Origin of the sequence: Ornithinicoccus halotolerans, from assembly GCF_009602535.1 — a bacterium.
GTDB lineage: Bacteria > Actinomycetota > Actinomycetes > Actinomycetales > Dermatophilaceae > Ornithinicoccus > Ornithinicoccus halotolerans.
Map to the genome: position 1 here is coordinate 63,489 of NZ_WIQI01000004.1, position 23,205 is coordinate 86,693.

Genomic DNA, 23,205 nt, shown 5'->3' on the forward strand with positions numbered 1-23,205 from the left:
CGACGCGCAGCCGGCGCTAGCTCTCGGGGGCGGGACGCACCCGCCCGCTGACCTCGGCGAGCGCGATCGGCGCACCGCCGGGCCCCGGGGCGGTCGCTGCGATGGTGACCACGTCACCGTCCTCCAGGAAGCCGCGGCTGCTGCCGTCCGGGAGCGCGAGCGGCTCGGTGCCGTTCCAGGTGAGCTCCAGCAGGCTGCCGCGCTGGTCGCGCTCTGGCCCGGAGACGGTCCCGGAGGCGATCAGGTCGCCGTCGGACAGCGCCGCGCCGTTGACGGTGAGGTGGGCCAGCAGCTGCTCGGGCGACCAGTACATGGTCCGGTAGGGAGGCCGCGCGATGACGGAGCCGTTGAGGCGCACCTCGAGCGTCAGGTCCAGCCCCTGCAGCGGGGGATGGGTGTCCGTGCACGCTGCCGGCAGCAGGTAGTCCAGTGGCCGCGGGTCCTGCTCCGGCAGCGGGACCCGCGCGTGGGCGAGCGCTGCCATCGGGGTGATCCACGCGGCGACCGAGGTGGCGAACGACTTGCCCAGGAACGGCCCGAGCGGCACGTACTCCCAGGCCTGGATGTCCCGGGCCGACCAGTCGTTGACGAGCGTCACGCCGAACAGGTGGTCCCCGGCCTCCGCGACCGGGACGCTGCTGCCCAGCGGGGTGGCAGCGCCGATCACGAACCCCACCTCGGCCTCGATGTCCAGCTTGGTGCTGGGCCCGAACGACGGGGCCGGGTCGGCCGGGGCCTTGCGCTGGCCGCGGGGGCGCACCACGTCCGTGCCGGACACCACGACCGTCGAGGAGCGGCCGTGGTAGCCGATCGGCAGGTGCTTCCAGTTGGGGGTGAGCGGCTCGCCGTCGGGGCGGAAGATCCGCCCGACGTTGCTGGCGTGGTGCTCGCTGGCGTAGAAGTCGACGTAGTCGGCCACCCGCAGCGGCAGGTGCGGGACGGCCTGGTCGAGGGGGTTCAGGTGGGGCCGGACCCGGTCGGCGGCGGCCGGGTCGGTGAGCAGCTCCTGCAGCCAGTCCCGGGTGCTGGCCCAGGCCTCCGGGCCGGCGCCGAGGAAGGCGTTGAGGGTCGGCTCGGACAGCGCCTCGGCCCACCGCAGCCGCTCCTGGCGGGCCAGCGCGCCCAGGTCGAGGACCAGGTCGCCGGCCCGCACCACCACGTGCGGCGGTCCGGTGTCAGCCGAGGTGCTCACCACGCCGTAGGGGAGGTGGTGCACGCCGTACGGGTCGTCCGGGGCGAGGTCCAGCCAGCTGGGGTCGGTCACGGGTCCTCCTGTCGAGCGGTCTCCACGGCGGGTAGCAGCCCCAGGTCGGCGAGCTCGGTCAGCGGGTCCAGCACCCCGCAGCAGCCGACAGCGGTCAGCAGCGTGCGGGCCGCCCGCGCCCGGTCACCGGTCAGGCCGGCCGCCTGCCCGGCCAGCGTCTCACCGTGCCGCTCGGCCAGCACCGCGAGGACCTGCTCGGCCGGGGCACCCGACCTGACCCGCTCGGCGGCCAGCAGCACGTTGAGCAGGCCGTGCTGGTCCTCGGTGCCGCCGTCGGCCGGGACGGTCGTGGCCACGGCGTGGTGCAGCCCGCCGGTCAGCTTGGCGGGCAACCCGGCGGCGTGGGCGTCGGTGAGAAAGCCGGCCACCTGCTCACCGGTGGGGACGGGGCCGGCGGGGGAGGACTGAGTGCGCAGCTTGATCCGCACCGGGGGGCTGTCCTCGGCGGCTGCCGCCGCGGCGACCGCGGCGAGTGCCGGTTGCCGCGCCTCGGGCGCGCGGTCCACCTCGACCGCGACCGGCACCCCCCAGTCCAGCGCCTGCTGCCAGCCGGCCTGGTGGCTCAGCTCGACACCGGCCAGCCGGACGGTGGGGACGGGCCATAGCCGCGCCACCGCCTCCACCAGCGCCGAGACGGGGGTGTCGGGCCGGGCGACCAACACCACCGGCAACCGTGCGGTGGGGCCTTCACCGGCCTGCTGACCCGGCGGTGGCTCCGGTGCCAGCACCGCCAGCAGCTCGGCCGAGGCGGTGGCCGGCACCAGCAGCGGCCCCACCAGGTCGGCCCACGGGTGGCGCACCCGGTCGCGGTACTCGGCGACGGCGCGGGGTAGTGGCGCGCTGCCGGGCGGGAACACGGCGGCGTCGTCCAGCAGGTCGGTGAGCAGCGCGCGGGGGAGCGTGGTGCCCGTTGACATGGCCGTCACCGTACTGCATCCTGGCGCCAGGTGTGACGCATGCGTCCGATAGTCGGATCACCTTGGTGTGACGGCAGCGGGCGCCGCTCGAGGAGGACGGGACCATGGCCTACTACCGGAGCCAGGGGGCGGTGCCTCCCAAACGGCACACCCAACACCGCGACCCGCAGGGCGACCTCTACTACGAGGAGCTGATGGGGGAGGAGGGGTTCTCCTCGGACTCCTCGCTGCTCTACCACCGCAACATCCCGTCAGCGATCGCCGACTCCCGCGTGTGGGACCTCGGGGCCATGGCGACGGTCCCCAACCACCCGCTCACGCCGCGGCACCTGAAGCTGCACGACCTGTTCGCCACCGAGGAGGAGCGCCGGGGGGTCGACGTCGTCACTGGTCGCCGGCTGGTGCTGGGCAACGGTGACGTGCGGCTGCTCTACGTCGTGGCCGACACCCCCAGCCCGCTGTACCGCAACGGCATCGGCGACGAGGTGGTCTACGTCGAGCGCGGCGGCGCGCGCGTGGAGACGGTGTTCGGCGCGTTCGAGGTCGCCGAGGGCGACTACCTGGTGATCCCCCGGGCCACGACCCACCGGTGGATCCCCCGGGTGGAGGGGGACGAGGGCTACACCGAGCCGCTGCGGGCCTACTGCATCGAGGCGAACAGCCATGTCACGCCCCCCAAGCGGTACCTGTCCCGGTTCGGGCAGCTGCTGGAGCACGCTCCCTACTGCGAGCGGGACCTGCGCGGGCCGGAGGGGCCGCTGCTGGCCGAGGACATCGGCGCCGACCGCGACGAGCACACGGAGGTGCTCCTCAAGCACCGGGGGAGCGGCGAGCACTCCTCCGGTGGGCTGGTCGGCACCGTGCTGACCTACCCGTACCACCCCTTCGACGTGGTCGGCTGGGACGGTTGCCTCTACCCGTACGTCTTCAACGTCCGGGACTTCGAGCCGATTACCGGGCGGGTGCACCAGCCGCCGCCGGTGCACCAGGTGTTCGAGGGGTACAACTTCGTGGTCTGCAACTTCGTGCCGCGCAAGGTCGACTACCACCCGCTGTCGATCCCGGTGCCCTACTACCACTCCAACGTGGACTCCGACGAGATCATGTTCTACGTCGACGGCGACTACGAGGCCCGCAAGGGCAGCGGCATCGGCAAGGGCTCGATCTCGGTGCACCCCGGCGGGCACGCGCACGGCCCGCAGCCCGGGGCGACCGAGGCCTCGATCGGGGTGGAGTACTTCGACGAGCTGGCCGTCATGGTCGACACGTTCCGGCCGCTGGAGCTGGGCGAGGCCGGGCAGGCGGTCGACGACGGTGTCTACGCCGACTCCTGGCTGCGCGGCCTGCAGCGGCAGGGCCGCGTCGAGGGTCCCGCCGATGAGGGCGGCGACGGTCGCGGCGAGGTGTTAAGCACCAGCTGAGACCGACGGGCTTGATGTCGGGAGGCAAGCACGGCCGGAGTGCTCGCCGCTTCTTCAGTGCTCGCTCCGCGAATTCAGGGGGGCGCGTTGACGCGGACGTTGCATCGACGGGGAGCCGCCGCCGGAGTCGCGCGTCCCGATGTCGTCGAGGGACAGGTGCGTCTTGCCCACCAGCGTGGACCCGGCCAGCCTGTCCCATCCGGGTAGAGCGGTGGACAGCAGGGAGATCCGGCGCAGCCACAGCCGCGCGCGTGACGACGGCAGGAACCACGTAGCGCCCCGCCGGCCGGCGGCCTGCTTCGCCTCGACGACCGGCTTCCAGGTGCGTTGGTAGCGCTCCAACGCGTCGTCCACCGACTCCTCGGCCGCCAGCAGCTCCGCGAGGTGGTACGCCCCGGCGACCGCAAGCGAGGCGCCTTGGCCGGCGAGCAGGGACACGGCCTGGCAGGCGTCGCCTACCAGGACGACCCTGCCGCGGTGCCACTGCGGCACCTCGACCTGTGCCACCAGGTCGTAGTAGAGCTCGGACGGCGGGGGGCAGTTCTCCAGCGCGCTCGGGACGACCCAACCCAGCGGCGAGTAGGTGCTCTGCACAGCGGCGCGCGGATCTGCCGGCATCACCGGATCCGGGTCGCGGTGCACAGCAAACGCGGCCACCCGTCCGTCCCGCAACCCATAGAGCCCCATCTGCCTGTCCGCTGTGTCGGTCAGGGAGAACCGGTTGCCGATCCGGCGCCGCACGTCAGGGTCGTCGAAAACATACGCCGCCGTGTGCAGGCCGAGGTAGCGGAGAAAACGCGACTCCTGCCCGAACAGCATGCCGCGGACCTGGGAGTGAATGCCGTCCGCACCGACCAGCAGGTCGACGTCCAGCACGGTCCCGTCATCGAGAACCACGTGGACGCCGTTCGTCACCGATTCCATGCTGGCCACCGTGCACCCGTAGCGCAGCACGACGTGGCCTTCGACCAGCTCGCGCAGCGCCTGCTCCAGGTCCGGCCGCAGGAGGCTGAGCAGTCGGCCGTCCAGCAATCGGGCGAAGCGGGAGTAGTCGAGGCCTGCCCGTCGCCGCCCAGAGCGGTCGACGTAGGTGAGCTCGTCCACGCGGTAACCGAGCTGGTGTAGCCGGGGCAACAGGCCCATCGCCTCGGCGGCGTCATATCCCAGACCGAAGAAGTCCAGCATGTAGCCCTGCTGCCGCGGCCCCGGCGCTCGCTCCACGACCGTGACCTCCCAGCCGTAGCTGGTCAGCCGTTGCGCGAGCGTCAGGCCCGCGATCCCCGCTCCACAGATCAACGCTTTCATCCCTGCTCCCTCTCAGTGGAATGGCTCACCAGTCGGCGCAACACCGGCGCAACAGCGGTGGCGGTCAACCCTGGGTGCAGCGCGCGGTGCAACATCACGCCGTCCACCGCTGCGGCCAGCACAGCGGCGGTTTCCGCCGGCGCTCGGGTGCCCCGCGCCGCCAACCACGCAGTCAGGGCACTGCGGAAGTCGTCCAGCAGGTGACTCAGCTCTGCTCGCAGCTGTTCGTCCCGCGCGGACGCCAGGTACGCCTCCATGAACAGCAGCGACGTCGCGTCTGTCCCGCTGTAGTCGTCCAGCGCAGCAAGCATCTCCCGCACCACGACGTCCTCCGAGGTGTCCGTGGACAGGACACGAGGGAACTCAGCCAGCAGCTGAGTCATCACCTCGACCACGGCATGCCTGAGCAGGGACTGCACGGAACGGAAGTGGTAGTGCACCAGACCAGCACCGACTCCGGCGCGTTCGGCCACCGCCCGGGTGCTCACGGCATGCCAACCGACCTCCGGGATCAGTTCCGCGGCCGCCACCAGCAACCGGCGGCGAACCTCCGCGCCGCGTTCCGCTGACGTCGAAGCGCTCATTCCCACTCCCTTGGACACTCGCCTTGGACGCTCACCTTGGGCGTCTGCCCAACACTATAGCCCCCCGGCGAGGTGCCCATCGCAACCGCAGCTCTTCGCCAGCTGAGAGACGCCCGCACATGCCGCGCCGGGCTGGCTCTGTCCCGGTCGCGGACCTCGCTGGGTGTGGGCCGCTACCGTGCCACGATGACCGGTCTGGACCTCACGCGCGGACAGATCCTCGCCTTCCGCCGACGCGTGGGAGCGCTGGACCAGCGGCTCGCGTCAGGGGCGTCATCGTTGCGCAGGGTCGCGTGGGCCGGGTTGCAGGACAGCGTGCCGCGCGCCGCGCTGCTGTCTATCCATGCTCGGGTGCGGGAGGCGTCGCCAGCCGTGTGGGCCCACGAGTCGCTGGTGCAGGTGTGGGGCCCGCGGTTCAGCGCCTACGTGGTGCCAGAGCAGGACCGTGCGGTCTTCACGGTGGGCAGGCTGCCGGTGGATCCGGTGCGCCGCCAGTTCGCCGAAGGCCTTGCCGACCGGCTGGAAGGGTTTCTTGACGGACGACGTCTGTCCTACCGCGACGCCGGTCAGGCCCTCGGCGTCGACCCCAACCAGCTGCGGTACGCCGCCCCTACCGGTCGCGTCCTGCTCCGGTGGGAGGGGGCCGGCCGGCCGCAGGTCTGGACAGTGGCACGGCCAGACACCGATCCCGACGAGGCCCGCCTGGAGCTGGCGCGACGCTACCTCCACGTCTTCGCACCGGGCACACTCCAGGGCTTCGAGAAGTGGGCAGGGTTGGCCTCGGGCCACGCTGGGCCGACCTTCGATGCCTTGGGGGACTCCTTGGTTCCGGTACGGACCCCGCTGGGCCAGGGCTGGATCCTCGCCCAGGACGAGCAGGACCTACGACAGCCCCCGACCGAGCCCGCGGTAGCCCGGCTGCTGCCCAGTGGCGACACCTACTACCTCCTGTGGGGCGCCGACCGGCGACTCCTCGTGTCCGACCCTGCCCGCCAGGCACAACTGTGGACCTCACGCGTATGGCCCGGGGCCCTCCTGGTAGACGGTGAGATCGTCGGCATCTGGAGACGGGCCGCTCACACGGTCACCATCACACTGTGGACAGGGCTCCCGGCGAACTCACGCCAAGCCGTCGAGGCGGAAGCGGCCGCCTTGCCCCTACCAGACCTCGACCGCGCCATCACGGTGCGCTGGGACGACTGAGCCGTCCTTCCGCGCGATGTAGGTCCAAGGCACCGGCACGCCGGCCCGCCAGTCACCTCACCGTTCCCGAGCGGCGACCGCTTTCGCGATCTCGACCTGGCGCATCAGGAAGGCGCGCTCGTCCAGCTTTCTGCGTCGCATCCACCCGGTCACTTCAGCGTTCCACTTGCTGGCGTTGCACGTGCCGCACGTGGGTACGACGTTCATGATGGTGTAGCGCCCTCCCCGGGAAACGGGCAGCATGCAGTCCTTCTGCAGTCGGCCCGCCTTCACACCGCAGTAGGCGCACCCGCCCCAGGCGTCCACCAGCGCAGACCATTGCGCGTCAGTCAGATCGTGTACGACCTTGGCCATGCGCGCCTTTCGACGGCGGGCGTAGATCGACGCTCGGCTACGCGATGCCACCCTTGGAGGGTATGGCCCGCCCAGGCCGGCGTGTGCCGCACGCGCCGTCGATGCGGCACGTGACGTCCGACTTTGCCGCTGTCGGCGCTAGCGTCGAGGAGTGCCGCGGGGCGGACGACTAACAACACGTCCGCTCGCGCCGTCGCGCGCGCGGCCGACCGAGACGGGGCGTTGTCACGCTGAGTGCTCCGAGGAACCGCAGCGTGCGCCCGGAACGTCTACTGGGCGTGGAGGACAGGAGCGGCGAGGCATGAGAATGCTGACGAGGGTGAGGCCTCTCGGCTTGGCCGCCGGGCTCCTCATGCTGGGCGGCTGCGGCGGGCAGGTCATCTCCGCAGGCGAGGCCACGGTGCTGGTAGCTGAGCGCGCGGACGGTGGGATGGACGCCCTCGGCGGCGGCCGCATCGAGGTGGTCGGCGGATGCCTTGGCGCCAGCGACTCGGTCATCGTATGGCCGCACGGTACCGAGGTCGTCCGCGACGACCCGCTGACCATCGACGTCCCGGAGTACGGGACGTTCGCCCTCGGTGACGACATCGAGATTGCTGGCGGCTTCGTCCTGGAGCACTCCTCCGACAAGACCCAACCGGGTAGTTACGAGGTCGGCGGCATCACGGTGCCTGCTGAGTGCGCCAAGCACGACATCTTCCTGGCTCACTAAGCCCCGACGCGACCTCCGCGACGGCCGGGCTCAGGTGTGCAGGCGCACGACGCCGGCTGTGCCGTCGACAGTGACGGTCTGGCCGTCGGTCAGCTCGATGGTCGCCCTCGAGGTCGCGAGCACCGCGGGGATGCCGTGCTCGCGTGCGACGATCGCGGTGTGCGACAGCGCCCCACCCCCGTCGGTGACCACCGCCCCGGCTGTGCCGAACAGCACCGACCACACCGGGGTGGTCACGCGCGCCACGAGGACGTCGCCGGGCCGTAACCTGTCGAACTCGTCCTCGGACCGGATGACACGGACTGGGCCGGTGTGGGTGCCCGGTGAGCCGGGCGCGCCGGGCAGCCCGGTATCCGTGTCGTGGACGGTCGGGTTGAACTCGTTGGCCATGTACCACATGAACGCCGCGTTGATCCGTCGCGCCTCTTGCGGCAGTGCACGCACGTCGGGTGGTTGCGTGGGTGGGGGCCCGTGGAAGGCCGGACCGGGGTGAGCGGCGACCCACGCCCGCTCGGCGTGCCGTCGTGCGACGAGCTCGCGGACGTCCACGTCCGTGCGCAGGGCGCGCCGCAGCTCGTCCCCGGTGAGGTACACCACGTCGGCCGGTCGTGCGATGCGACCGCTCCGGGCCAGTCGCTCGCCGATCTGCACCGCTACGCGGCGGATCAGGCCGCAGGGGAGGTTCCCGGTCCAGAACACGTTGTCCTCCCGCACGCCGTAGACCCGCCGCGCGACTGCCAGCGCGCGGTCGAAGCGCCGCCGGTCCTCCTCGGGCCGAAGCGCCAGCTGCCGGTGCGCCTCGGCCTCGGCCCGATCCCGTAGCGCGTGGGGGTCCTCGCCAGGTCCCTCGCCGACGGCGGCCTCGCGCAGCAGTCCCGCCAGCACCCAGGGCCGTTCGGCCAACGTGGAGGAACCGGGATCGTCGCCGATCGTGCGGTGCCCGAAACGGGCGAGGTGGTCGCCGAACATGGCCCCGAGCGCCGGGTCGACCTCGGCCAGTCGGGCCTCGACGTCGGCTCCGGCGTCGGCCAGCACCGCTATCGCCTCGGGCTGGGCCCGCACCTGCGTGGCCAGTGCCGCCAGCGCGCGGGCCGGCTCGGCGGACGTTGCCGACATGCCCGTGACCAGCTGCAGGGTGTGCAGCGTGTCCCACCCCAGTAGCTGCTCGCAGGTGGTGGCCAGCTCGTGCAGCGCGACGACGTAGGGCGGCAGCAACTGGAAGTGGACATGAAGGCCCCGGCGCAGGAGCGCGACGGCGGCGTCGAACGTGGCCTCGAGCTCGGCGTCGGACAGGGCTGGCAGGTCAGTAGTCCGCAGCCGCTCGGTCTCGCCTCGGAACTCGTCGCGCCACTGCCGCTCCCACCGGTCCGGCAGCTCGGCGAGCAGCCCGGAGCGCAGCACCCGCCGGGCAGTCGCCACCCGCGCGCGCAGGGGCGGCACCGCCCGGGCCAGGATCCCCATCACCCACCAGGGTGGTGCCGGGCCCTCCCTGCCGCCCACCGGCAGCACCCGGGTGTAGATCTCCCCGCCCATGGACCGGCTCGTCAGGTTCTCGAGCAGGAGGCCGAAGTCGGCGAACATCTCGGAGATGGTGGTGTCGAGCAGGGGCAGGTAGATCGACGCGCCCAGCGGGGTCATCGGCTCGTGGTAGTGCGCGACGTCCTTGGTCCAGGTGCCCTCGGTGGGGATCCGCAGCGTCGGCGCGACCGGCAGGGCGGTGATGGGCCGGGACTGCAGCACGTGCACCTCGCCGTCGGCGATCGCCCACTCGACGTCCTGGGGAGCTCCCAGCCGGTGCTCGAGCAGCTCGGCCACCTTCGCCACCTGCAGCGTCCGGGGCGCGTCGAGCGCGCCCTCCGGGGCGTCGACGCATTCGGCGGTGCCGCCGCGCACCACCCACTGGTCCGGGGTGGCCCGCCCCGAGACGAGCCGCTCACCCAGCCCCCGCACGGCGCTGACCAGGGTCTGGTCGCGGTCGCCGGTGACCGGGTTCGCCGTAAACGCCACACCGGCCGCGTCAGCGGGGACCATGCGCTGGACCAGCACCGCCATGCCGCCTTCCACGGCGTCGGCCGCGGACCGGTAGGCCACGACCCGGTCGCTGTGGGCAGCGGCGACGCAGCGGCGCACGGCGTCACAGATCGCCTCGAACCCCTCCACGTCGAGGAAGGATTCGTACTGGCCGGCGAAGGAGGCCTCCGGGAGATCCTCAGCCGTCGCCGACGACCGCACCGCGACCGGTCCGCCACCGAGGCGGGAGAGCGCTGCGGCGATCTGCTCACGAAGGCTGGACGGGAGCGGTGGTTCCGGGACCATCTCGCCGGTCAGCCCGGCGCGGTCGGCCAGCTCGCCACAGGCGTCGGTGGTGATGACGAATCCGGCAGGCACGCGGAATCCCGCGGCCTGCAACGTCGCAAGCGTGGCCGCCTTGTGGCCCGCCACCGTGGCGTCCCTAGCCGCCAGATCCTCAAGGTCGACCACCGGCGAACTGGGGGTCCGGGGTGCACCAGTCATCGTTCTCTCCTCACGACCCCGCAGGTGACAGTTAATGTGACATCAATTCTGAGATACTGTCAAGACATGAGCGGCTCCCGCGCGTACTACAGCCCCATACGCGAACGCCAGGCTCGCCAGACCAGGCAGCTGCTGCTGGCGGCGGCCGCCGAGGAGGTTGTTGCCCACGGTTTGGCAGAGACCACCATCTCGGCGGTCGCCGAGCGCGCGCAGGTGTCGCAGCGCACCGTCTACCGCCACTTCCCGGATCGGCAGGCACTCCTCGATGCGTTGACCGAGTGGGTGGACGGTGAGCTCGCCGCCAGGATCGAGCCCACCCTGCCGGCGTCGGCGGAAGTGTCGCTCGACGAACTGCTGGCCACCGGCCGCGTGCTGTTCGCGGCGATGGAGGACGTCGGCAGGCCGGCCGAAGCCATGGTTCTGACCGCCGGGGCCGGCGGATTGCTGTCCGCGAGCCACCGGGAACGCACGCGCGCCATCGAGCGGATCATCACCAATGAGTTGCCGGCGGTCGATCCGTTGACCCGGCGTCAGGTGTTCGCGGTGGTACGCCTGCTGTTCGGGTCCCACACGTGGTACACGCTGACGCGGGAGCTGGGCCTGACCGCCGAAGAGGCCGGCGAGGCGGTGTCGCGGACAGCACTGGCGTTGCTCGCCGACGTCCGGGGGACCGGTGAGACTGTCTGAGCAACTTCCGGTGGTGCGTCGCCCGATGCGCTCACAAGCCGCGGCCCGGGCGGCGCGGATGGTGCGGTCCTGCCATCGCGCGTTACGTAGGTTGGCGAGATGGCCTATGACGCCCTGACCGAGAGCCTGCGACTCATCGAGTCTGGTGAGCTCATACCGGTGACTCGACTGAGTCGGCGGCGCCGGCATGTCGCGATGGCGGTCGATGTCGCCGACGACATTGCGGTCACGATGTTCGTGCGCAGGAGTGTGGGGTTCAACGCGGTGGAGACGCACGTACTCGCTCGGCACGGCGGTGAGTGGTTCATGCTGGGCGGCGGCGGCGGCGGTTCCGCGGCCGATGACGCCCTCGAGTACCGACCTGCCGAGCTACCTCCAGGACTACGCGGTGCGCCCAGTGTTGACCCTCGGGTTCTGGCGCTCGAAGGCGCTGGTGGCATCTTGGACGGCCGTGCGAGGAGGCCATGGCCGTCCCGTGGTCGGTGGATCAACTACGGCACCGTGCGGGTGAACGCGGACGTCGCTCGGATAGAGGTCAACGATCGGCACGTCACGGTTCCGTGGCACGGCCGAGTCGTTGTCGGCTGGCCGGGACGCCGTGCCCAGGACCTGGCGATCATCGACCACGCCGGCAGCTGCCTGGGACACGTCACGCTGCCGCCATCGCCGTAAGCACAAGCGTCCGCAAATCGCCGCTGGCTGCGCAGGAGGCGGGCGCTAGTGTCGCGGGCGTGAAGAACGTCGTGCACCACATCGAACTGTGGACACGAGGCCTCGACGCTTTGCGCCGGCGTGATGGTCCCGTCCTACAGCGCCCGGGACGCCTCGGCGTACCCCCATGCCGGGGGACCGCACCATACGGCGCTCCTCATCGAGAACCTCGAGGGTTGCGAGGTCGAGATCGTCACCGACTGAAGATGCGCCCTGACTCGATCGTCAACAAGCGGGCGCCCAGCGCGGCGGATCTTGCCTATCGGACACGCTCACACGTCTGAGCCGCGGCTGGCTGGATGCGACCTCGCCAGGGACTCGGTTGCGCCAGTAAGTGCGCCAGCATCAACCTGAGTGAACATCCAACCAATGAGCAGGATTGTGCCGACGCTGGCACACACCAAGCCGATAGGATTCATGCATCGCACCCAGAGTGGGAGACGGGTAAAGGCCATCGGGTCCGCCCGATGAGCATGACGCCGGTAGGCGTTCTGGATCGGTCCCGACATTAACCATAATGCCAGCCCCGTCCCCAGCAACGTCCATCCGATAACCATTGTCCCCCTCCCCCCGGGCCATCGATGCCTTGCCCTCTGTTGTCACCGTAGGCGATGAAGTGGCGAACGGGAAGCAAGCTCTCCGGGCTGGGTTGGTCGGGGGCGGTCTAGCCGTGTCGGCCGTGTCGGTGGGCGTCACGGACATCAGGTCCGGGCCTGCACGATCTGACGCCCACCTGTGTGCTCGAGGTCGACCCGGGGCGCTGGCGGTGCTCCAGCTGCGCGGACGCGAGGGACGTCCCACACCCTTCTGCCGCCGCGACCGCCGCGCTCCAACGTGCCAGCGAGCACTCGGCCCGAGTCGTTAACGGCCCTATCGGCGATGGTCCGACTGCGCCAGAATTCGTGGTCGATGGGACTTTTTTCGGAATGGGGTCCTGCCCTGACGATGGACTTCGCGCGCAAAGCAGTCTGCGCGAAGTGGGAGGGGGAGGCCAGGGGACGACGGGTGTCCTGCCTGGCGGTGGATCGGCTGCGGTGTCGGCGGAGTCCCAGTTGTGCCGCGGTGTCACATCGCCTGCGCACGGCGCTCGGGGCGGATGGCGTTGCGCCCTGCACGGGCTGCGGCCAGCTATGCGCACGCTCCTGGTGGTGGCCGCGTGCGGAGGGGATGATTTCTGTGGCGGGGCAACCTGCCCTGGCCCGCGTGGCCAGGGCGCCGCGGCCGGCACCGCTGTCGGGGTGCTAGCCACGGTGCTCCTGGCCGTGCGCAGCCCCTGCCAGACGGTCCGGACGGCCCGCCGGCTCGCTCGTGCGGACGACGACCGGTGACCAGGTGCGTCGTCGCGGTCCTTCGAGTCAGCGCGCTCCCTCTCGAACCAGAAGTGGTCCGGACCACCTCGCCGCTGTGGTCCCATCCCCGATTTCTCCCGCCGGCGTCCGGCTGCCATCTCGCAGCGACTGCACATTGGTCACATGGGGCTGAAAAGTGGGGTAGTATCAGAATGTTCGCCGAAAGTGGTTGACGCTGCCGTCCCACGAATCCCAAATTCGGCTTCACATCTCGCCCGTTAAGCAAACGCGGGAAACCTCTTCACCTTCGAAGGAACCTACATGTCGAACGACACTGCCCACGCCACTATGCCTCTCGAGGGTCGTCGCCTGTCCACCGAGACCAAGGCTGCCACCAAGACGACCGAGTTCTTCGCCTACGTTGCCGTTGTCCTGGCGATTATCGTCACGGCCTTCGTCGTCGGCGACAGCGCGGAGGGTGGCGAGGGTGACCCCTTCGGCGCCGAGCACGCGATGCGCTACATCACCTTCCTCACCATCGGCTACATGCTCGCCCGTGGCCTGGCCAAGTCCGGCACGCGCGAGCACCACGACGCACACAACATCAACGCCTGAGCGACAGTCGTCACCGCCGCTCCAGCGGCGACCAGGCGCATGAGGGGCCGGTCAGCGCATCGTGCGCTGCCGGTCCCTCATGGGTAGCTCCCCTCGGCTACAGTCGACGGGGGTGGCCCACCCAAACGGCCCACTCTCATGCACTTGCCGGGTCGCCGACCACGCCAGCAGCCCGAACCTCAATGCGAGGATTGACCATGCGACTCGGACGGAATCTAGAGGTCAGGCCCCTTGGCGGAGGCCCCGGATGTCTAGCGATGATCCTCTTCTCAGTCATCGCCTCCATTGTTCTGACCCTCGCGCTCAATCTGCTCCTGCGCTAGAAGGACGTCAGGCACTGACTGGCCGGCTCCTTCGGGCTCGCTCTCAGGGTGGTCCTCCCTGAGCTGGACCATCAGGTCGAAGGAGACCGGCTCGTCACCCAGGCCCTGTCCAGGGCTTAGCACGAGGACGCCCTGGTGGACGACAGCTTCATAAGCCTGGCCGGTTTCGGTCGTAAAGGTCACGTCCGTGCTGTCTTGAGAGTCCCAACGGTCAATATCGATGTCCACGTGGCCTTGACGCCAAGTGCCGTTTCCATCGTCACCGAGGATGATCGTCCCATGCTCAGGATGGCTGTAGCTTCCCACCACAGCCAAGTCGGATCTGCAGGCGGGCAGGGCCGCCAACGCCAAAGCTGCAAAGACCGCCTGTCTCCAGTGCACCGAATCACCATGCCACCGCTCCGCCGGCCCTCCAAGCGTCATGCAAAGAATCCCTGCTTGTCCACCCTCGTGCACGAAGCGCTACCGCTCCGAGTGGGTTGATGTCGGCATGACATCCCAGGGCCTGCCCAACACGTAGGGCGTGCTTGCGTCTCGACGTCCACGACCGGGATGGTGTCGTCTGCCATACGTAGACGTGAACGGGGCACTGACCTGCTGGAAGTGCCGCCGACTTGAGGTGTGTGCTGGGATGTCACGACGTCGCTACTCGTCGCTGCGAAACCGCTGAGGGGGCCGGATGTCCGTTCAGCCACCGCCTGTGGCTGCTGGTCAAAGACACTCGGTTGGGCGGCGGCATGACGGGACCGTCGTCGCGATCGGCGACGACTCTTCGGGCGAGTGCCGGGTGCAGGGCTGGGCGGACGTCGTGGGAGTCGCGGCCGGCAACGTCCATACCGCCACCAACACGGGCCGTTCCCACACGGTGGGATTGCGCGCCGACGGGACCGTGCTAGCCACCGGCTGGAATGGCGACGGTCAATGTGACGTCGCGGCATGGGAAGACGTCGTGACGGTGGCTGCCGGGTGGCGCCGCACGTTGGGACTACGTGCCGACGGGACCGTGCTGGCCGCTGGCCGCGGGAATGAAGGGCAGTGCGCCGTCGCCGAATGGCGGGACGTCATCGCCATCTCGTGCGGAGACTGGCATTCGGTGGCGCTGCGGGCAGCCGGCACCGCCGTGGCGGTCGGGAACAATCGACGAGGCCAGTGCTCGATCGGCGAATGGCGCGATCTCGTGGATGTGGCCGCCGGGTACCTACACACGCTGGGACTGACCGGTGACGGGCGGGTGCTGTCCGCGGGTGAAGTGGCGACGGGTGCTTGTCACGTTGAGGCATGGCAGGGGGTGGTCGGACTGGCTGCTGGCAGCTACCACAGCGTCGCAGTCACGTCGTCGGGGCGGGTCCTCGCGACGGGACAGAACACGCACGGCCAGTGCGAGGTACGACCCTGGCGCGACGTGGTCGCGGTCGCTGCTGGCTCAACGCACACTCTCGCCGTCCGCTCGGACGGCACCGTGCTGAGCACCGGCTACAACGCCCACAAGCAATGCGATGTGAGCACCTGGCGGGGAATCGAGCCACTCCGATAGCGATCCATCAACCCACGGACCCGCCGCCGAGTGAACGTTCAGCGGCAGGCGAGGAGGCAGACGGGTACGTTGACGACCGCGGGGCCTTCTCGAGACGGTGCTCAGCAGCGTGCCTCTAGGACCTCGGCGCCCGGGCCGGTGAGCTCGCCAACGCCGAGGGGCCGGCCAGAGGTCGCCAGCAACAGCGAGATGGCCTTGCCGTGAACCTCAGGGCCGTCGCCGATGTGCTGTTCTGCGTCCGAGGGGCGTAGGCGCAGGCCCCGGACGCGTTCTTTGCCGCCTCCGATGCCGGATCCCGTGCGCGCTATGTAGGCCAGGGCAGTCATCACGTGCTGGGGAGGATAGGCCGCGGTGATCCCCAGGGGACGGCGGATGTCTTCGCTGTGGACGTATGCCTCGACCAGGCGGCTGGGCAGGGCGGCCGGTGGCGTGTCTGTGCTCTCGGTCACCGCAGCGAACGCGGCGAGCGTCTGCTGGGGGTCACTGGCCCGGCGACGCCTGACTCCCTGTTCGTTGGCCCTGTCGAAGTCGAACCGCGCGCCGAGCATCTGGCGCACGAACCCCAGGCGGGTCGTCGTTGCCGAGTCGATGAGATGCGCGAGAACATCGTGAACCGACCAGCCCGGGCACAGGGACGGGGTGGACCACTGCTCCATCGGAATGCGCGTCAGATCAACCACCAACCGACGGCGCTCGTCGCACACCGCACCCCAGACAATTGCCCTGTCGCTCACTCGAACTCCTCGGTCGGTTTCCGGCCGGTCTACGGCCCTGTGGACGTTGACCGCGTGCCGGTCGAACACTCATCGGAGCAGCCGCTCAGCCCCGTCATGCGGTTGTGCCGCGCTTCGGGCGTCTGGCCACCTGGGTCGGCGCAATGCACGCGCCGCTTGCGGAGCTGGTTGCTCTGGTCGGCGCAGCCATCCACCGCTACCGTGCCCGGCGATCATCTTTGTCCGTCGTGAGCCAGTAACGGATTGGCGAGCGCGGCGCGCCCACGGGGCGTTGCAAGCCCTGCCGGTCCGCCAGTGCAGGGAAGGAGGGGTGTGACGAAGCCGATGCGAAGAGCCCTGTGGGTTCTCCTCCCGAGCCTCGTTCTCGTGGCCGCCGCCCACGTCACTGCCGAGCTGTTCCCGCAGCACTGGGGGAGCCCAGCGAACATTGGCGGGGGACTGCTCCTTGTCCTCGCCTACCTTGGCGTCGTCGCTGGGACACTCAGGTTCGCGTTCGCCTGGTGGGAGCAGCAGCAAAACTCCGACTAGCAGCGACTCCACCTTCGGCTCATGCTGCTGTCGGCGCTGGCATCCGACCATGGCCGTCGGGCCGTAGTCATCGGCTGTCTGGCGTGCTGGGATGGTGACATGGCTGATCGCTCTGCTGCATCGCGGGTCGTTGAGGCGCCGGTGAGCACCGTGTGGTCCTTGCTGAGCGACTCCGGTCAGCATCATCGGTTTGATGACACGGGCATGGTCGGGCAGCCCGAGCCGCCGACACGGCTGACTCACGTCGGACAGGTCTTCAGGATGCCCATGTCCTACGACGACGGCTTAAGAATCGAGCGCTACGAGTCCGATAACCACATCGTCGCCCTTGCTGCTGGCCGGTCCATCGCCTGGGCCACGGCCACGAAGGGCGGCCCGGCATTGGGCTGGGTGTGGAGGTATGACCTGCGTGAAGGGCCGGGCAGCAGCCGCGAATGGTGATCGAGGACGAGAGCGAACAGCCGCGGCTCGAGGCGAGCATCAGGTCTTGGGCAGCCCACGACGGCGACGCCCGGTGCACACTGGAGCGAGTCGACGCCAGCCGGATCGAGTATCTGCAGTCGTTGTGGCAGGCGATCAGCGGTGACCCCGAGGAGGCCGTGCTGATGGGCCGCCTCCTCTACGTCGTGCTGATCGGTGCTCAGCGCGTGCTTCCCCCGCTGGCCCCCGAGAGCATCGACGCGCTCTACGGCGTCGTACTCACGCACGCACTAGACCAGCAGCCGGGAACATGAGGCTTCCTCCACCGCCCGGGGCGGTCAACAGGCCAGCAGGCCCCCAGTGGTTGGTCCCGTCCTGCTCGCCATCGCCGGACTCCACATCCTGGCCGCGCCCCTGTTCTACGGCGAGGCCATGACAAGCATCATCGACGGCGGCGTGTTCGGCGCCGTCGAGGCCGATCCAGCTGTCATTGACCTACGGAGCGCCGGGTTCTGGTACCTCGCCGCCGGCATCATTCTGGCGTTCGTCGGCGCAAACGTCGCCTGGATCGAACGCCGTTGGGGACAGGCGCCGTCGCACGTGGGCTGGATGTTGGTGGTCGTCGGCTGCTTCGGGACTGCGTTGATGCCCGTCTCGCCCTTCTGGCTGTTCTTCGTAGCCGCGGCCTTGGTCGCCCGCTCCCGCCCACCAGGCAGTCCTCGACGAGCTGGCGCACTCCCGTGACCGTCACCACGGCGGTGGCGAGGACCACACCGAGTCGGCGGGGCAGGCCTGGCCGGCCTCGCGACCTCGATCGCCCTGTTGCCGGGCGGCCGTGGCGGAGCGGTAGTAGCCGCAAGCACTCAGGCGTCAGCGCCCCCGAGCACCCGGTGGTAGTACAGCTCGCCCTCGGGTTGGCCCGGCTCCCGGCAGGTGTACCCGTGCCGCTCGTAGAACCGGCGGGTGTCGTGGTCCTCCCCGTCGACGTTGATCTCCAGCAGCTCACCGCCCCGGTCGCGCACCACCTGCTCGGCCGCCTGAAGCAGCCGGGCCCCCAGCCCCTGGCTGCGCAGGTGCGGGGCGACATACAGCTCGTCGAGCAGGCCGACCGGGCCCTCGTACCAGACGTTCGGACGCAGCGTCAGCAGCGCGAGTCCCGTCGCGGGCTCTCCGGTGAGCAGGGCGATCGTCCGGTCCCCGGCCAGGAGGTGTCGCAACCGCTCGCTGAGGACGGCGGGGCCGGGCGTCGGCGTGTCGTACTCCCGGTTGAAGGGGTCCAGCAGCTCGGCCACCGTGACCGAGTCCTCGGCCGTGGCTCTCCGCACGCTCGGTTCAGCAGGTGGTCCCACCGCGCGATTCTGGCAGGGGCCGCCGGCGGCGCACCACCGTTGTTGCCGCGTGCCGACGTGCGAGCCAGCCGAGCCGTTCGGGCGGGGAGGGGCAGTCGCGAACCATCGTCAATGTCACCTGCGACCTCGAGGGCCCGCCGGGACGGTCCGCAGCGGTCTCTGCCCACCTGGCGGATGTTTCTGCGGCGTCGCGCCGGCAGCCTTGGGCGCAGCCACGGCCGGGGAACCCGGGACCGCGGACGTGGACCTGACCGAACCCGAGGAAGGACCCGAAAATGACGGAGCGCTTGCTCACCTGGCAGGACGTGGAGCTCGCGGTGGAGACCTTCGGGTCGCCGAACGACCCGACGGTGCTGCTCATCGCGGGTGGCGGGCAGTCCATGGTGTGGTGGGAGGAGGAGTTCTGCGCTCGGCTCGCCGGGGCCGGCCGTCAGGTGATTCGCTACGACCACCGCGACACCGGGCGGTCGACCAGCTCGCCGGCTGGCCGCCCGTCATACAGCCCCGCGGACCTCGCGAGCGACCCGGTGCGGATCCTCGACGCTCTCGGCGTCCACCAGGCCCATGTTGTCGGGCTGTCCATGGGAGGCGGCATCGCCCAGCTGGTCGCCCTGACTCAGCGCGACCGGGTCGCCACGCTGACCGCGATCTCCACCAGCCCCGCTGGACCCGGTGCAGGCGACCTTCCCGGGCCGGAACCCGCAGTGCAGGCGACCTTCACCGACCCGGACCCCGAGCCCGACTGGGACGACCGCGAGGCGGTCGTAACCTATCGCGTGGACGTCGAACGGCCCTACGCCGGCGCCCTCGGCTTCGACGAGGACCGTGTCCGCCGGCTTGCCACGCTCGAGGTCGACCGGACCGGAGACATGGCCGCGTCGTTGACCAACCACTTCGTGGTGGGTGACCACTGGCCCGAGGGCGCTCGGCTCGAGGAGCTCACCGTGCCCACGCTGGTCATGCACGGCACGACGGACCCGCTCCTCCCGGTGGCCCATGGCGAGGCGCTGGCACGGGCGATACCGGGCGCGACGTTCGTCCCGCTGGAGGGGATGGGCCACCAGCAGCCGCCCCCGTCGTTGTGGGACATCACGCTCGCCGCGATCGCCCGGCACACCGACGGCCGCTGAACGGGACGGCACGGGTCGATGAGTTTCGGGCCGTACGTCGGTCAGGGCCTGTAGGGCCGCTGGCAGACTGACGCGCTCGTGCCCGGAGGAGACGCATGGCAAAGCTCATCTACTCGATGGTCACCTCGCTCGACGGCTACGCCGAGGCGGCGGAGGGCGACCTCGGCGCCGGAGCCGAGGACCAGGAGGTGCATACCTTCATCAACGACGTCTTCCGCTCCGTCGGCACGTACCTCTACGGCCGACGGATGTACGAGACGATGGTCTACTGGGAGACCGCGCACACCGAGCCTGACCAGCCGCCGCACATCCTGCAGTACGCCCGTGACTGGCAGGCCGCGGAGAAGGTCGTGTACTCCACGACGTTGGAGTCGGTGTCCAGCGCGAAGACCAGGATCGAGCGGACCTTCGACCCGGACGCGGTGCGCAAGCTCAAGGCCGAGACTGATGACGACCTGACCGTCGACGGGCCGACTCTCGCGGCCCAGGCGATCGCGGCTGGTCTGGTGGATGAGTACCACCTCTTCATCACTACGAGCGTGGTCGGCGGCGGCACGCGGTTCTTCCCCGACGGTGTTCGTCTCGACCTCGAGCTGGTCGAGGAGCGTGCCTTCGACAGCGGACTGATCTACGCGCGCTACCGGACGCGCTGAGTCGCACCGGTTGGTGACGCTGCGGGCCGAGCCGGCGCAGCTGAGCCCGGTCCGGCCGCGACGGCTCCTGGCACGTGGAACAGGCGCAGCCTCAGCAGCGGCCAACTGGTTCGCGGTCGCCTGGTACTCGTCCGTTCCAGTTGCCGGTCAGCACCAGTGTTGGGACCGCGGCGAACACGGAAGCTCTGAGGTCGTCGTTCGAGGGTGGGTCTCAGGGCTGCGAACCGTCGCGCCACAGGCCCGAGGAGGGCTCAGGACTCCTTGCGCGCCAGGAGCATCAGCCAGTTGCTCTCCCTGGCGTCATCGCCAGGGAAGGTCCACTCGATGGTGAGCCCGGCGTTCTCCAGCAGGGCGCGGAAGGCGGGCTCGGTCCAGAGCACGGTGAAGTAGGAGTTGCCCGAGTCACCGACCTCCCAGAACTCACCGAGTCCCTCGCGGATCGCGACCAGGAAGACCCCTCCGGGCTGCAGGGCCGCGGCCACTCTGCGCAGGAATACTGGGAGCTGGGCCCGGTCGAGGTGTTGCAGCACCGCCAGTGCCATCACCGCGTCGTACGGGCCGCCGAGCTCGTCGCTGGTGACGTCGAGCTTCTCGACGCGCTTGCCCCGTTCAGCCTGGAAGTCGATGAAGGCGCTCGCGACCTCGGTTCGCCGCACCGCGACACCCTGCGACTCGACGAAGTCGGCGTCCCAACCAGGTCCCGAGCCCACTTCGAGCACAGTGCCACCGGCTGGCACCGCGGTGACCAGTCGACGCAGGCCGTGGCGGCTGAACGCTGCCGCACCAGAGGAGTCAGGGGCGGTGTCCTCGGCGTACTCCCGGGCGATCCGTTCATAGGAGTCGACCGTGCGGCGGTTGGCCGAGTCGATGCCGTCCTGCGGCTCGGGGCTGCGTCGACGTGTGGTCACCGTGCTGAGCCTAGGCCCCGCCCGGGTGGACGGAGCGGCTACGAGCACCGCCTTGGCAGTGAGGAGACACCCGAGACCGTGGACAGCATCGCCAGCTCACTGGTTCGTCTGGTGGCGCCAGCCCGGTGCCAGCGAGCTAGGTCTCGATCCAGTACCGGCGGTAGAAACGGCCGCATCCCCGCTGACCGCCCGGCCGTGCCGGATCAAGCGGGACGACGGGCCTCACCGCCAGGCGTCGGGATGCGGGTCAGTCCGACTCAGCGCGGACGCGCCGGTAGCACTCGTAGACCACGCGCGAGCCGAACGTGCGGGTCTCGGTCAGCGCCAGCGGGAGGTGCTCGGTGACCGGCGGCAGGAACGGCGTGCCACCACCGACGAGGACCGGGTAACGGACCATGCGGAGCTCGTCGACGAGGTCGAGCGCGATCGCAGCCGCCGCCAGGCCGGCGCCGCCGATCGAGACGTCCCTGTCGGTCGCCTGGAGCGCGGAAGCGACCTCCTCGGCCACCGGGGACTCGGCGAGCCGGGCGTTGCCCACGACACTGTCCAGCGTGTGGCTGAAGACGACCTTCGGGATCGCGCTCCAGACGTCGGCGAACGCGGCCCGGAGCTCGTCGCTGCGCATCGACGGGTCGGTCTCCCACGGCAGCATCGTCTCGTACAGCCTGCGGCCGCACAGGTAGCCGCCGAGCTCGCTCACCCGCGCGAGGTGGAAGCGAAACAGCTCCTCGCTCGGGGCTGTCCACCCGAACGCGCCCTCGCGGTCGGCGATGAAGCCGTCCACCGAGACGCTCATCGAGTAGATCAGCATGGCCTCCTGATCGTCGCACGGCAGCGACGATGACGGGGCAACGCCTCACACTGAGCTTGTCATGGGGCACTCCTTCCCGTTGCTGCCACGGAAACCAGGAGGCCACCGGAGGCACCGAGCGCTACCGTCAGCCATGGTCGACCACGCGACGCCCAACTTGCCGGCCCGGGACCCCGCTGCCACCTCACGGTTCTACTCGAGTCTCGGCTTCCGGGAGGCTTACCGCGACGAGTCCTGGATGATCCTGACGCGCGGCACGGTGATGCTCGAGTTCTTCCCCGACCCGGACCTGGACCCGGCGACCAGCGGTTTCAGCTGCTGCCTACGCCTGGACGACGCCGAGGCATTCCTTCACGTCTGCCGTGCCGCCGGGCTCCCGGAGGCCACCCAAGGCTGGCCGCGGATCCACCCGCTGCACCGTGAGCCGTCCGGCCTGCGGATCGGTGCCCTCGTCGACTTGGACGGGACGCTGCTGCGGCTGATCCAGCGGACGTGACCGCCGCTACGAACGCAGCGCGCTCAGCACGAGCCACAGTCCGGCGAGCACGATGCCGACGGCGAAGACCCGGTCGACGGTCGTGACGGCCCTGGTGCGATGAGCCCACCGGGCGACCGTGGCCCCCAGCGCCCCCCAGGCCACGAAGGCCACGAGGTTGTTGAGGGTGAACACGGTCGTCACCCATGCGGTGCTGGCCAGATCCCCGGCGGCTGGGAAGGCCGCGAACATGAGGGCGATGATGACGTAGGCCTTCCCGTTCAGGAGGAGCAGCAGGACCCCCGACGCGAACCCGGGCGTCGACGCGGTCTGACGGCCGCCGTCCTCCAGCACGCCCTCACCCGCGGCGCGCCAGGACCGCCATCCCAGCCAGACCATGTAGACGCCGCCGGCTGCGGCCATCGCAGCCAACAGGCCCGGCCGGTTCAGCAACGCCACCCCCACCCCCGCGCCGATCGCGATGGTCACCAGCCAGGTGGCCAGGTGGTAGCCCGCCAGTGCAGGCACTGACCCCCGCAGGCCCGCCCGGGCTCCCAGCGCAGCGAAGAACTGGTTCCCCGGTCCCGGGCTGTAGGCGAGGGGGAAGAGGAAGGTGACCAGAGCCACGGTCTGTGCGAACGACATGCTGGCAGTGTTGCGACCGTCCACCAGGACGGCTGGCGGAAATGCGCCGTCGCGCTCCGGTGCGGCGCGGACGCGGCCGCGTCGCGACACCTCTTCGCCGGCCTGGCATCCTGCTGTCA

General features: G+C 70.1%; 26 protein-coding genes. 14 read left to right on the forward strand and 12 right to left on the reverse strand.

Going from position 1 to position 23,205, the window contains the following annotated elements:
- Positions 1–16: 16 nt before the first annotated feature.
- On the reverse strand, positions 17–1,264 hold the full coding sequence (gene fahA / locus GFJ45_RS01915) for a fumarylacetoacetase (RefSeq protein ID WP_153393549.1): 1,248 nt from the start codon (positions 1,262–1,264) through the stop codon (positions 17–19).
- Positions 1,261–2,181, reverse strand: coding sequence for a hypothetical protein (locus tag GFJ45_RS01920; protein WP_153393551.1), 921 nt, complete (start codon positions 2,179–2,181; stop codon positions 1,261–1,263). Before GFJ45_RS01920 ends, fahA begins: the two co-directional genes overlap by 4 nt.
- A gap of 104 nt (positions 2,182–2,285) precedes the next feature.
- Here GFJ45_RS01920 and GFJ45_RS01925 point away from each other — a divergent pair, with 104 nt between their 5' ends.
- On the forward strand, positions 2,286–3,602 hold the full coding sequence (locus GFJ45_RS01925) for a homogentisate 1,2-dioxygenase (protein WP_153393553.1): 1,317 nt from the start codon (positions 2,286–2,288) through the stop codon (positions 3,600–3,602).
- A gap of 54 nt (positions 3,603–3,656) precedes the next feature.
- Here GFJ45_RS01925 and GFJ45_RS01930 read toward each other — a convergent pair whose 3' ends face one another.
- Both GFJ45_RS01930 and GFJ45_RS01935 read right to left on the reverse strand, forming a co-directional pair.
- The gene (locus tag GFJ45_RS01930; protein WP_153393555.1) at positions 3,657–4,907 is read right to left on the reverse strand and encodes an FAD-dependent monooxygenase; all 1,251 of its coding nucleotides are present in this window, start codon (positions 4,905–4,907) and stop codon (positions 3,657–3,659) included.
- Complete coding sequence (locus tag GFJ45_RS01935) at positions 4,904–5,491, reverse strand: TetR/AcrR family transcriptional regulator (RefSeq protein WP_153393557.1); 588 nt, start codon at positions 5,489–5,491, stop codon at positions 4,904–4,906. The genes GFJ45_RS01930 and GFJ45_RS01935 overlap by 4 nt, the downstream gene beginning before the upstream one ends.
- Positions 5,492–5,677: 186 nt before the next feature.
- On the opposite strand from GFJ45_RS01935, the gene GFJ45_RS01940 reads away from it, so the two are divergent.
- Positions 5,678–6,694 (forward strand): DNA glycosylase AlkZ-like family protein, encoded by a 1,017-nt coding sequence (locus tag GFJ45_RS01940; RefSeq protein ID WP_153393559.1) that lies wholly within the window; start codon positions 5,678–5,680, stop codon positions 6,692–6,694.
- Positions 6,695–6,751: 57 nt separating this feature from the next.
- Here GFJ45_RS01940 and GFJ45_RS01945 read toward each other — a convergent pair whose 3' ends face one another.
- A complete protein-coding gene (locus GFJ45_RS01945; protein WP_153393561.1) occupies positions 6,752–7,099 on the reverse strand; it encodes an HNH endonuclease in 348 nt (115 codons plus the stop codon).
- Between the two features lie 268 nt (positions 7,100–7,367).
- Between GFJ45_RS01945 and GFJ45_RS01950 the strand changes: the two genes are divergently transcribed.
- Positions 7,368–7,760 (forward strand): hypothetical protein, encoded by a 393-nt coding sequence (locus GFJ45_RS01950; protein ID WP_153393563.1) that lies wholly within the window; start codon positions 7,368–7,370, stop codon positions 7,758–7,760.
- Positions 7,761–7,790: 30 nt separating this feature from the next.
- Here GFJ45_RS01950 and GFJ45_RS01955 read toward each other — a convergent pair whose 3' ends face one another.
- Positions 7,791–10,274, reverse strand: a complete 2,484-nt coding sequence (locus tag GFJ45_RS01955; RefSeq protein ID WP_153393565.1) for a PEP/pyruvate-binding domain-containing protein — start codon at positions 10,272–10,274, stop codon at positions 7,791–7,793.
- Between the two features lie 66 nt (positions 10,275–10,340).
- Between GFJ45_RS01955 and GFJ45_RS01960 the strand changes: the two genes are divergently transcribed.
- From GFJ45_RS01960 to GFJ45_RS01975, 4 genes are all read left to right on the forward strand, one after another.
- Positions 10,341–10,961: a TetR/AcrR family transcriptional regulator gene (locus GFJ45_RS01960; protein WP_153393567.1), complete on the forward strand. Its 621-nt coding sequence runs from the start codon at positions 10,341–10,343 to the stop codon at positions 10,959–10,961.
- A 99-nt stretch (positions 10,962–11,060) separates the two neighbouring features.
- On the forward strand, positions 11,061–11,633 hold the full coding sequence (locus GFJ45_RS01965) for a hypothetical protein (RefSeq protein WP_153393569.1): 573 nt from the start codon (positions 11,061–11,063) through the stop codon (positions 11,631–11,633).
- 120 nt (positions 11,634–11,753) lie between these two features.
- Positions 11,754–11,876: a hypothetical protein gene (locus GFJ45_RS16895; RefSeq protein WP_267128842.1), complete on the forward strand. Its 123-nt coding sequence runs from the start codon at positions 11,754–11,756 to the stop codon at positions 11,874–11,876.
- Positions 11,877–13,282: 1,406 nt separating this feature from the next.
- The gene (locus tag GFJ45_RS01975; RefSeq protein WP_153393571.1) at positions 13,283–13,576 is read left to right on the forward strand and encodes a hypothetical protein; all 294 of its coding nucleotides are present in this window, start codon (positions 13,283–13,285) and stop codon (positions 13,574–13,576) included.
- A gap of 269 nt (positions 13,577–13,845) precedes the next feature.
- Here GFJ45_RS01975 and GFJ45_RS16220 read toward each other — a convergent pair whose 3' ends face one another.
- Positions 13,846–14,280, reverse strand: coding sequence for a hypothetical protein (locus GFJ45_RS16220; protein WP_194288461.1), 435 nt, complete (start codon positions 14,278–14,280; stop codon positions 13,846–13,848).
- A 406-nt stretch (positions 14,281–14,686) separates the two neighbouring features.
- On the opposite strand from GFJ45_RS16220, the gene GFJ45_RS01980 reads away from it, so the two are divergent.
- Positions 14,687–15,433 carry an RCC1 domain-containing protein gene (locus GFJ45_RS01980; RefSeq protein ID WP_228386362.1) on the forward strand — a complete coding sequence of 249 codons (747 nt, stop codon included), beginning with the start codon at positions 14,687–14,689 and terminating at the stop codon, positions 15,431–15,433.
- A 101-nt stretch (positions 15,434–15,534) separates the two neighbouring features.
- Here the strand turns inward: GFJ45_RS01980 and GFJ45_RS01985 are convergent, their stop codons facing one another.
- Complete coding sequence (locus GFJ45_RS01985) at positions 15,535–16,167, reverse strand: maleylpyruvate isomerase family mycothiol-dependent enzyme (protein ID WP_153393575.1); 633 nt, start codon at positions 16,165–16,167, stop codon at positions 15,535–15,537.
- 549 nt (positions 16,168–16,716) lie between these two features.
- On the opposite strand from GFJ45_RS01985, the gene GFJ45_RS01990 reads away from it, so the two are divergent.
- Genes GFJ45_RS01990 through GFJ45_RS02000 form a run of 3 tightly spaced genes read left to right on the forward strand, consistent with a single transcriptional unit; the run spans position 16,717 to position 17,859 of the window.
- Positions 16,717–17,136 (forward strand): SRPBCC family protein, encoded by a 420-nt coding sequence (locus GFJ45_RS01990; RefSeq protein WP_153393577.1) that lies wholly within the window; start codon positions 16,717–16,719, stop codon positions 17,134–17,136.
- The gene (locus GFJ45_RS01995) at positions 17,130–17,429 is read left to right on the forward strand and encodes a hypothetical protein (protein WP_153393579.1); all 300 of its coding nucleotides are present in this window, start codon (positions 17,130–17,132) and stop codon (positions 17,427–17,429) included. The genes GFJ45_RS01990 and GFJ45_RS01995 overlap by 7 nt, the downstream gene beginning before the upstream one ends.
- A gap of 46 nt (positions 17,430–17,475) precedes the next feature.
- A complete protein-coding gene (locus GFJ45_RS02000) occupies positions 17,476–17,859 on the forward strand; it encodes a DUF6463 family protein (RefSeq protein WP_153393581.1) in 384 nt (127 codons plus the stop codon).
- A gap of 119 nt (positions 17,860–17,978) precedes the next feature.
- Here GFJ45_RS02000 and GFJ45_RS02005 read toward each other — a convergent pair whose 3' ends face one another.
- Positions 17,979–18,440: a GNAT family N-acetyltransferase gene (locus GFJ45_RS02005; RefSeq protein WP_228386363.1), complete on the reverse strand. Its 462-nt coding sequence runs from the start codon at positions 18,438–18,440 to the stop codon at positions 17,979–17,981.
- 299 nt (positions 18,441–18,739) lie between these two features.
- Here GFJ45_RS02005 and GFJ45_RS02010 point away from each other — a divergent pair, with 299 nt between their 5' ends.
- Both GFJ45_RS02010 and GFJ45_RS02015 read left to right on the forward strand, forming a co-directional pair.
- Positions 18,740–19,594, forward strand: coding sequence for an alpha/beta fold hydrolase (locus GFJ45_RS02010; RefSeq protein WP_153393585.1), 855 nt, complete (start codon positions 18,740–18,742; stop codon positions 19,592–19,594).
- Between the two features lie 95 nt (positions 19,595–19,689).
- Positions 19,690–20,247, forward strand: a complete 558-nt coding sequence (locus GFJ45_RS02015; RefSeq protein WP_153393587.1) for a dihydrofolate reductase family protein — start codon at positions 19,690–19,692, stop codon at positions 20,245–20,247.
- A gap of 251 nt (positions 20,248–20,498) precedes the next feature.
- On the opposite strand, the gene GFJ45_RS02020 is transcribed toward GFJ45_RS02015, so the two are convergent.
- Positions 20,499–21,155, reverse strand: a complete 657-nt coding sequence (locus tag GFJ45_RS02020) for a class I SAM-dependent methyltransferase (protein ID WP_194288462.1) — start codon at positions 21,153–21,155, stop codon at positions 20,499–20,501.
- Positions 21,156–21,402: 247 nt separating this feature from the next.
- Positions 21,403–21,966: a dihydrofolate reductase family protein gene (locus tag GFJ45_RS02025; RefSeq protein WP_153393591.1), complete on the reverse strand. Its 564-nt coding sequence runs from the start codon at positions 21,964–21,966 to the stop codon at positions 21,403–21,405.
- 133 nt (positions 21,967–22,099) lie between these two features.
- Here GFJ45_RS02025 and GFJ45_RS02030 point away from each other — a divergent pair, with 133 nt between their 5' ends.
- Positions 22,100–22,462, forward strand: coding sequence for a bleomycin resistance protein (locus GFJ45_RS02030; protein WP_153393593.1), 363 nt, complete (start codon positions 22,100–22,102; stop codon positions 22,460–22,462).
- Positions 22,463–22,468: 6 nt separating this feature from the next.
- Here GFJ45_RS02030 and GFJ45_RS02035 read toward each other — a convergent pair whose 3' ends face one another.
- Positions 22,469–23,086, reverse strand: coding sequence for a LysE family translocator (locus GFJ45_RS02035; protein ID WP_194288463.1), 618 nt, complete (start codon positions 23,084–23,086; stop codon positions 22,469–22,471).
- Positions 23,087–23,205: the final 119 nt, after the last annotated feature.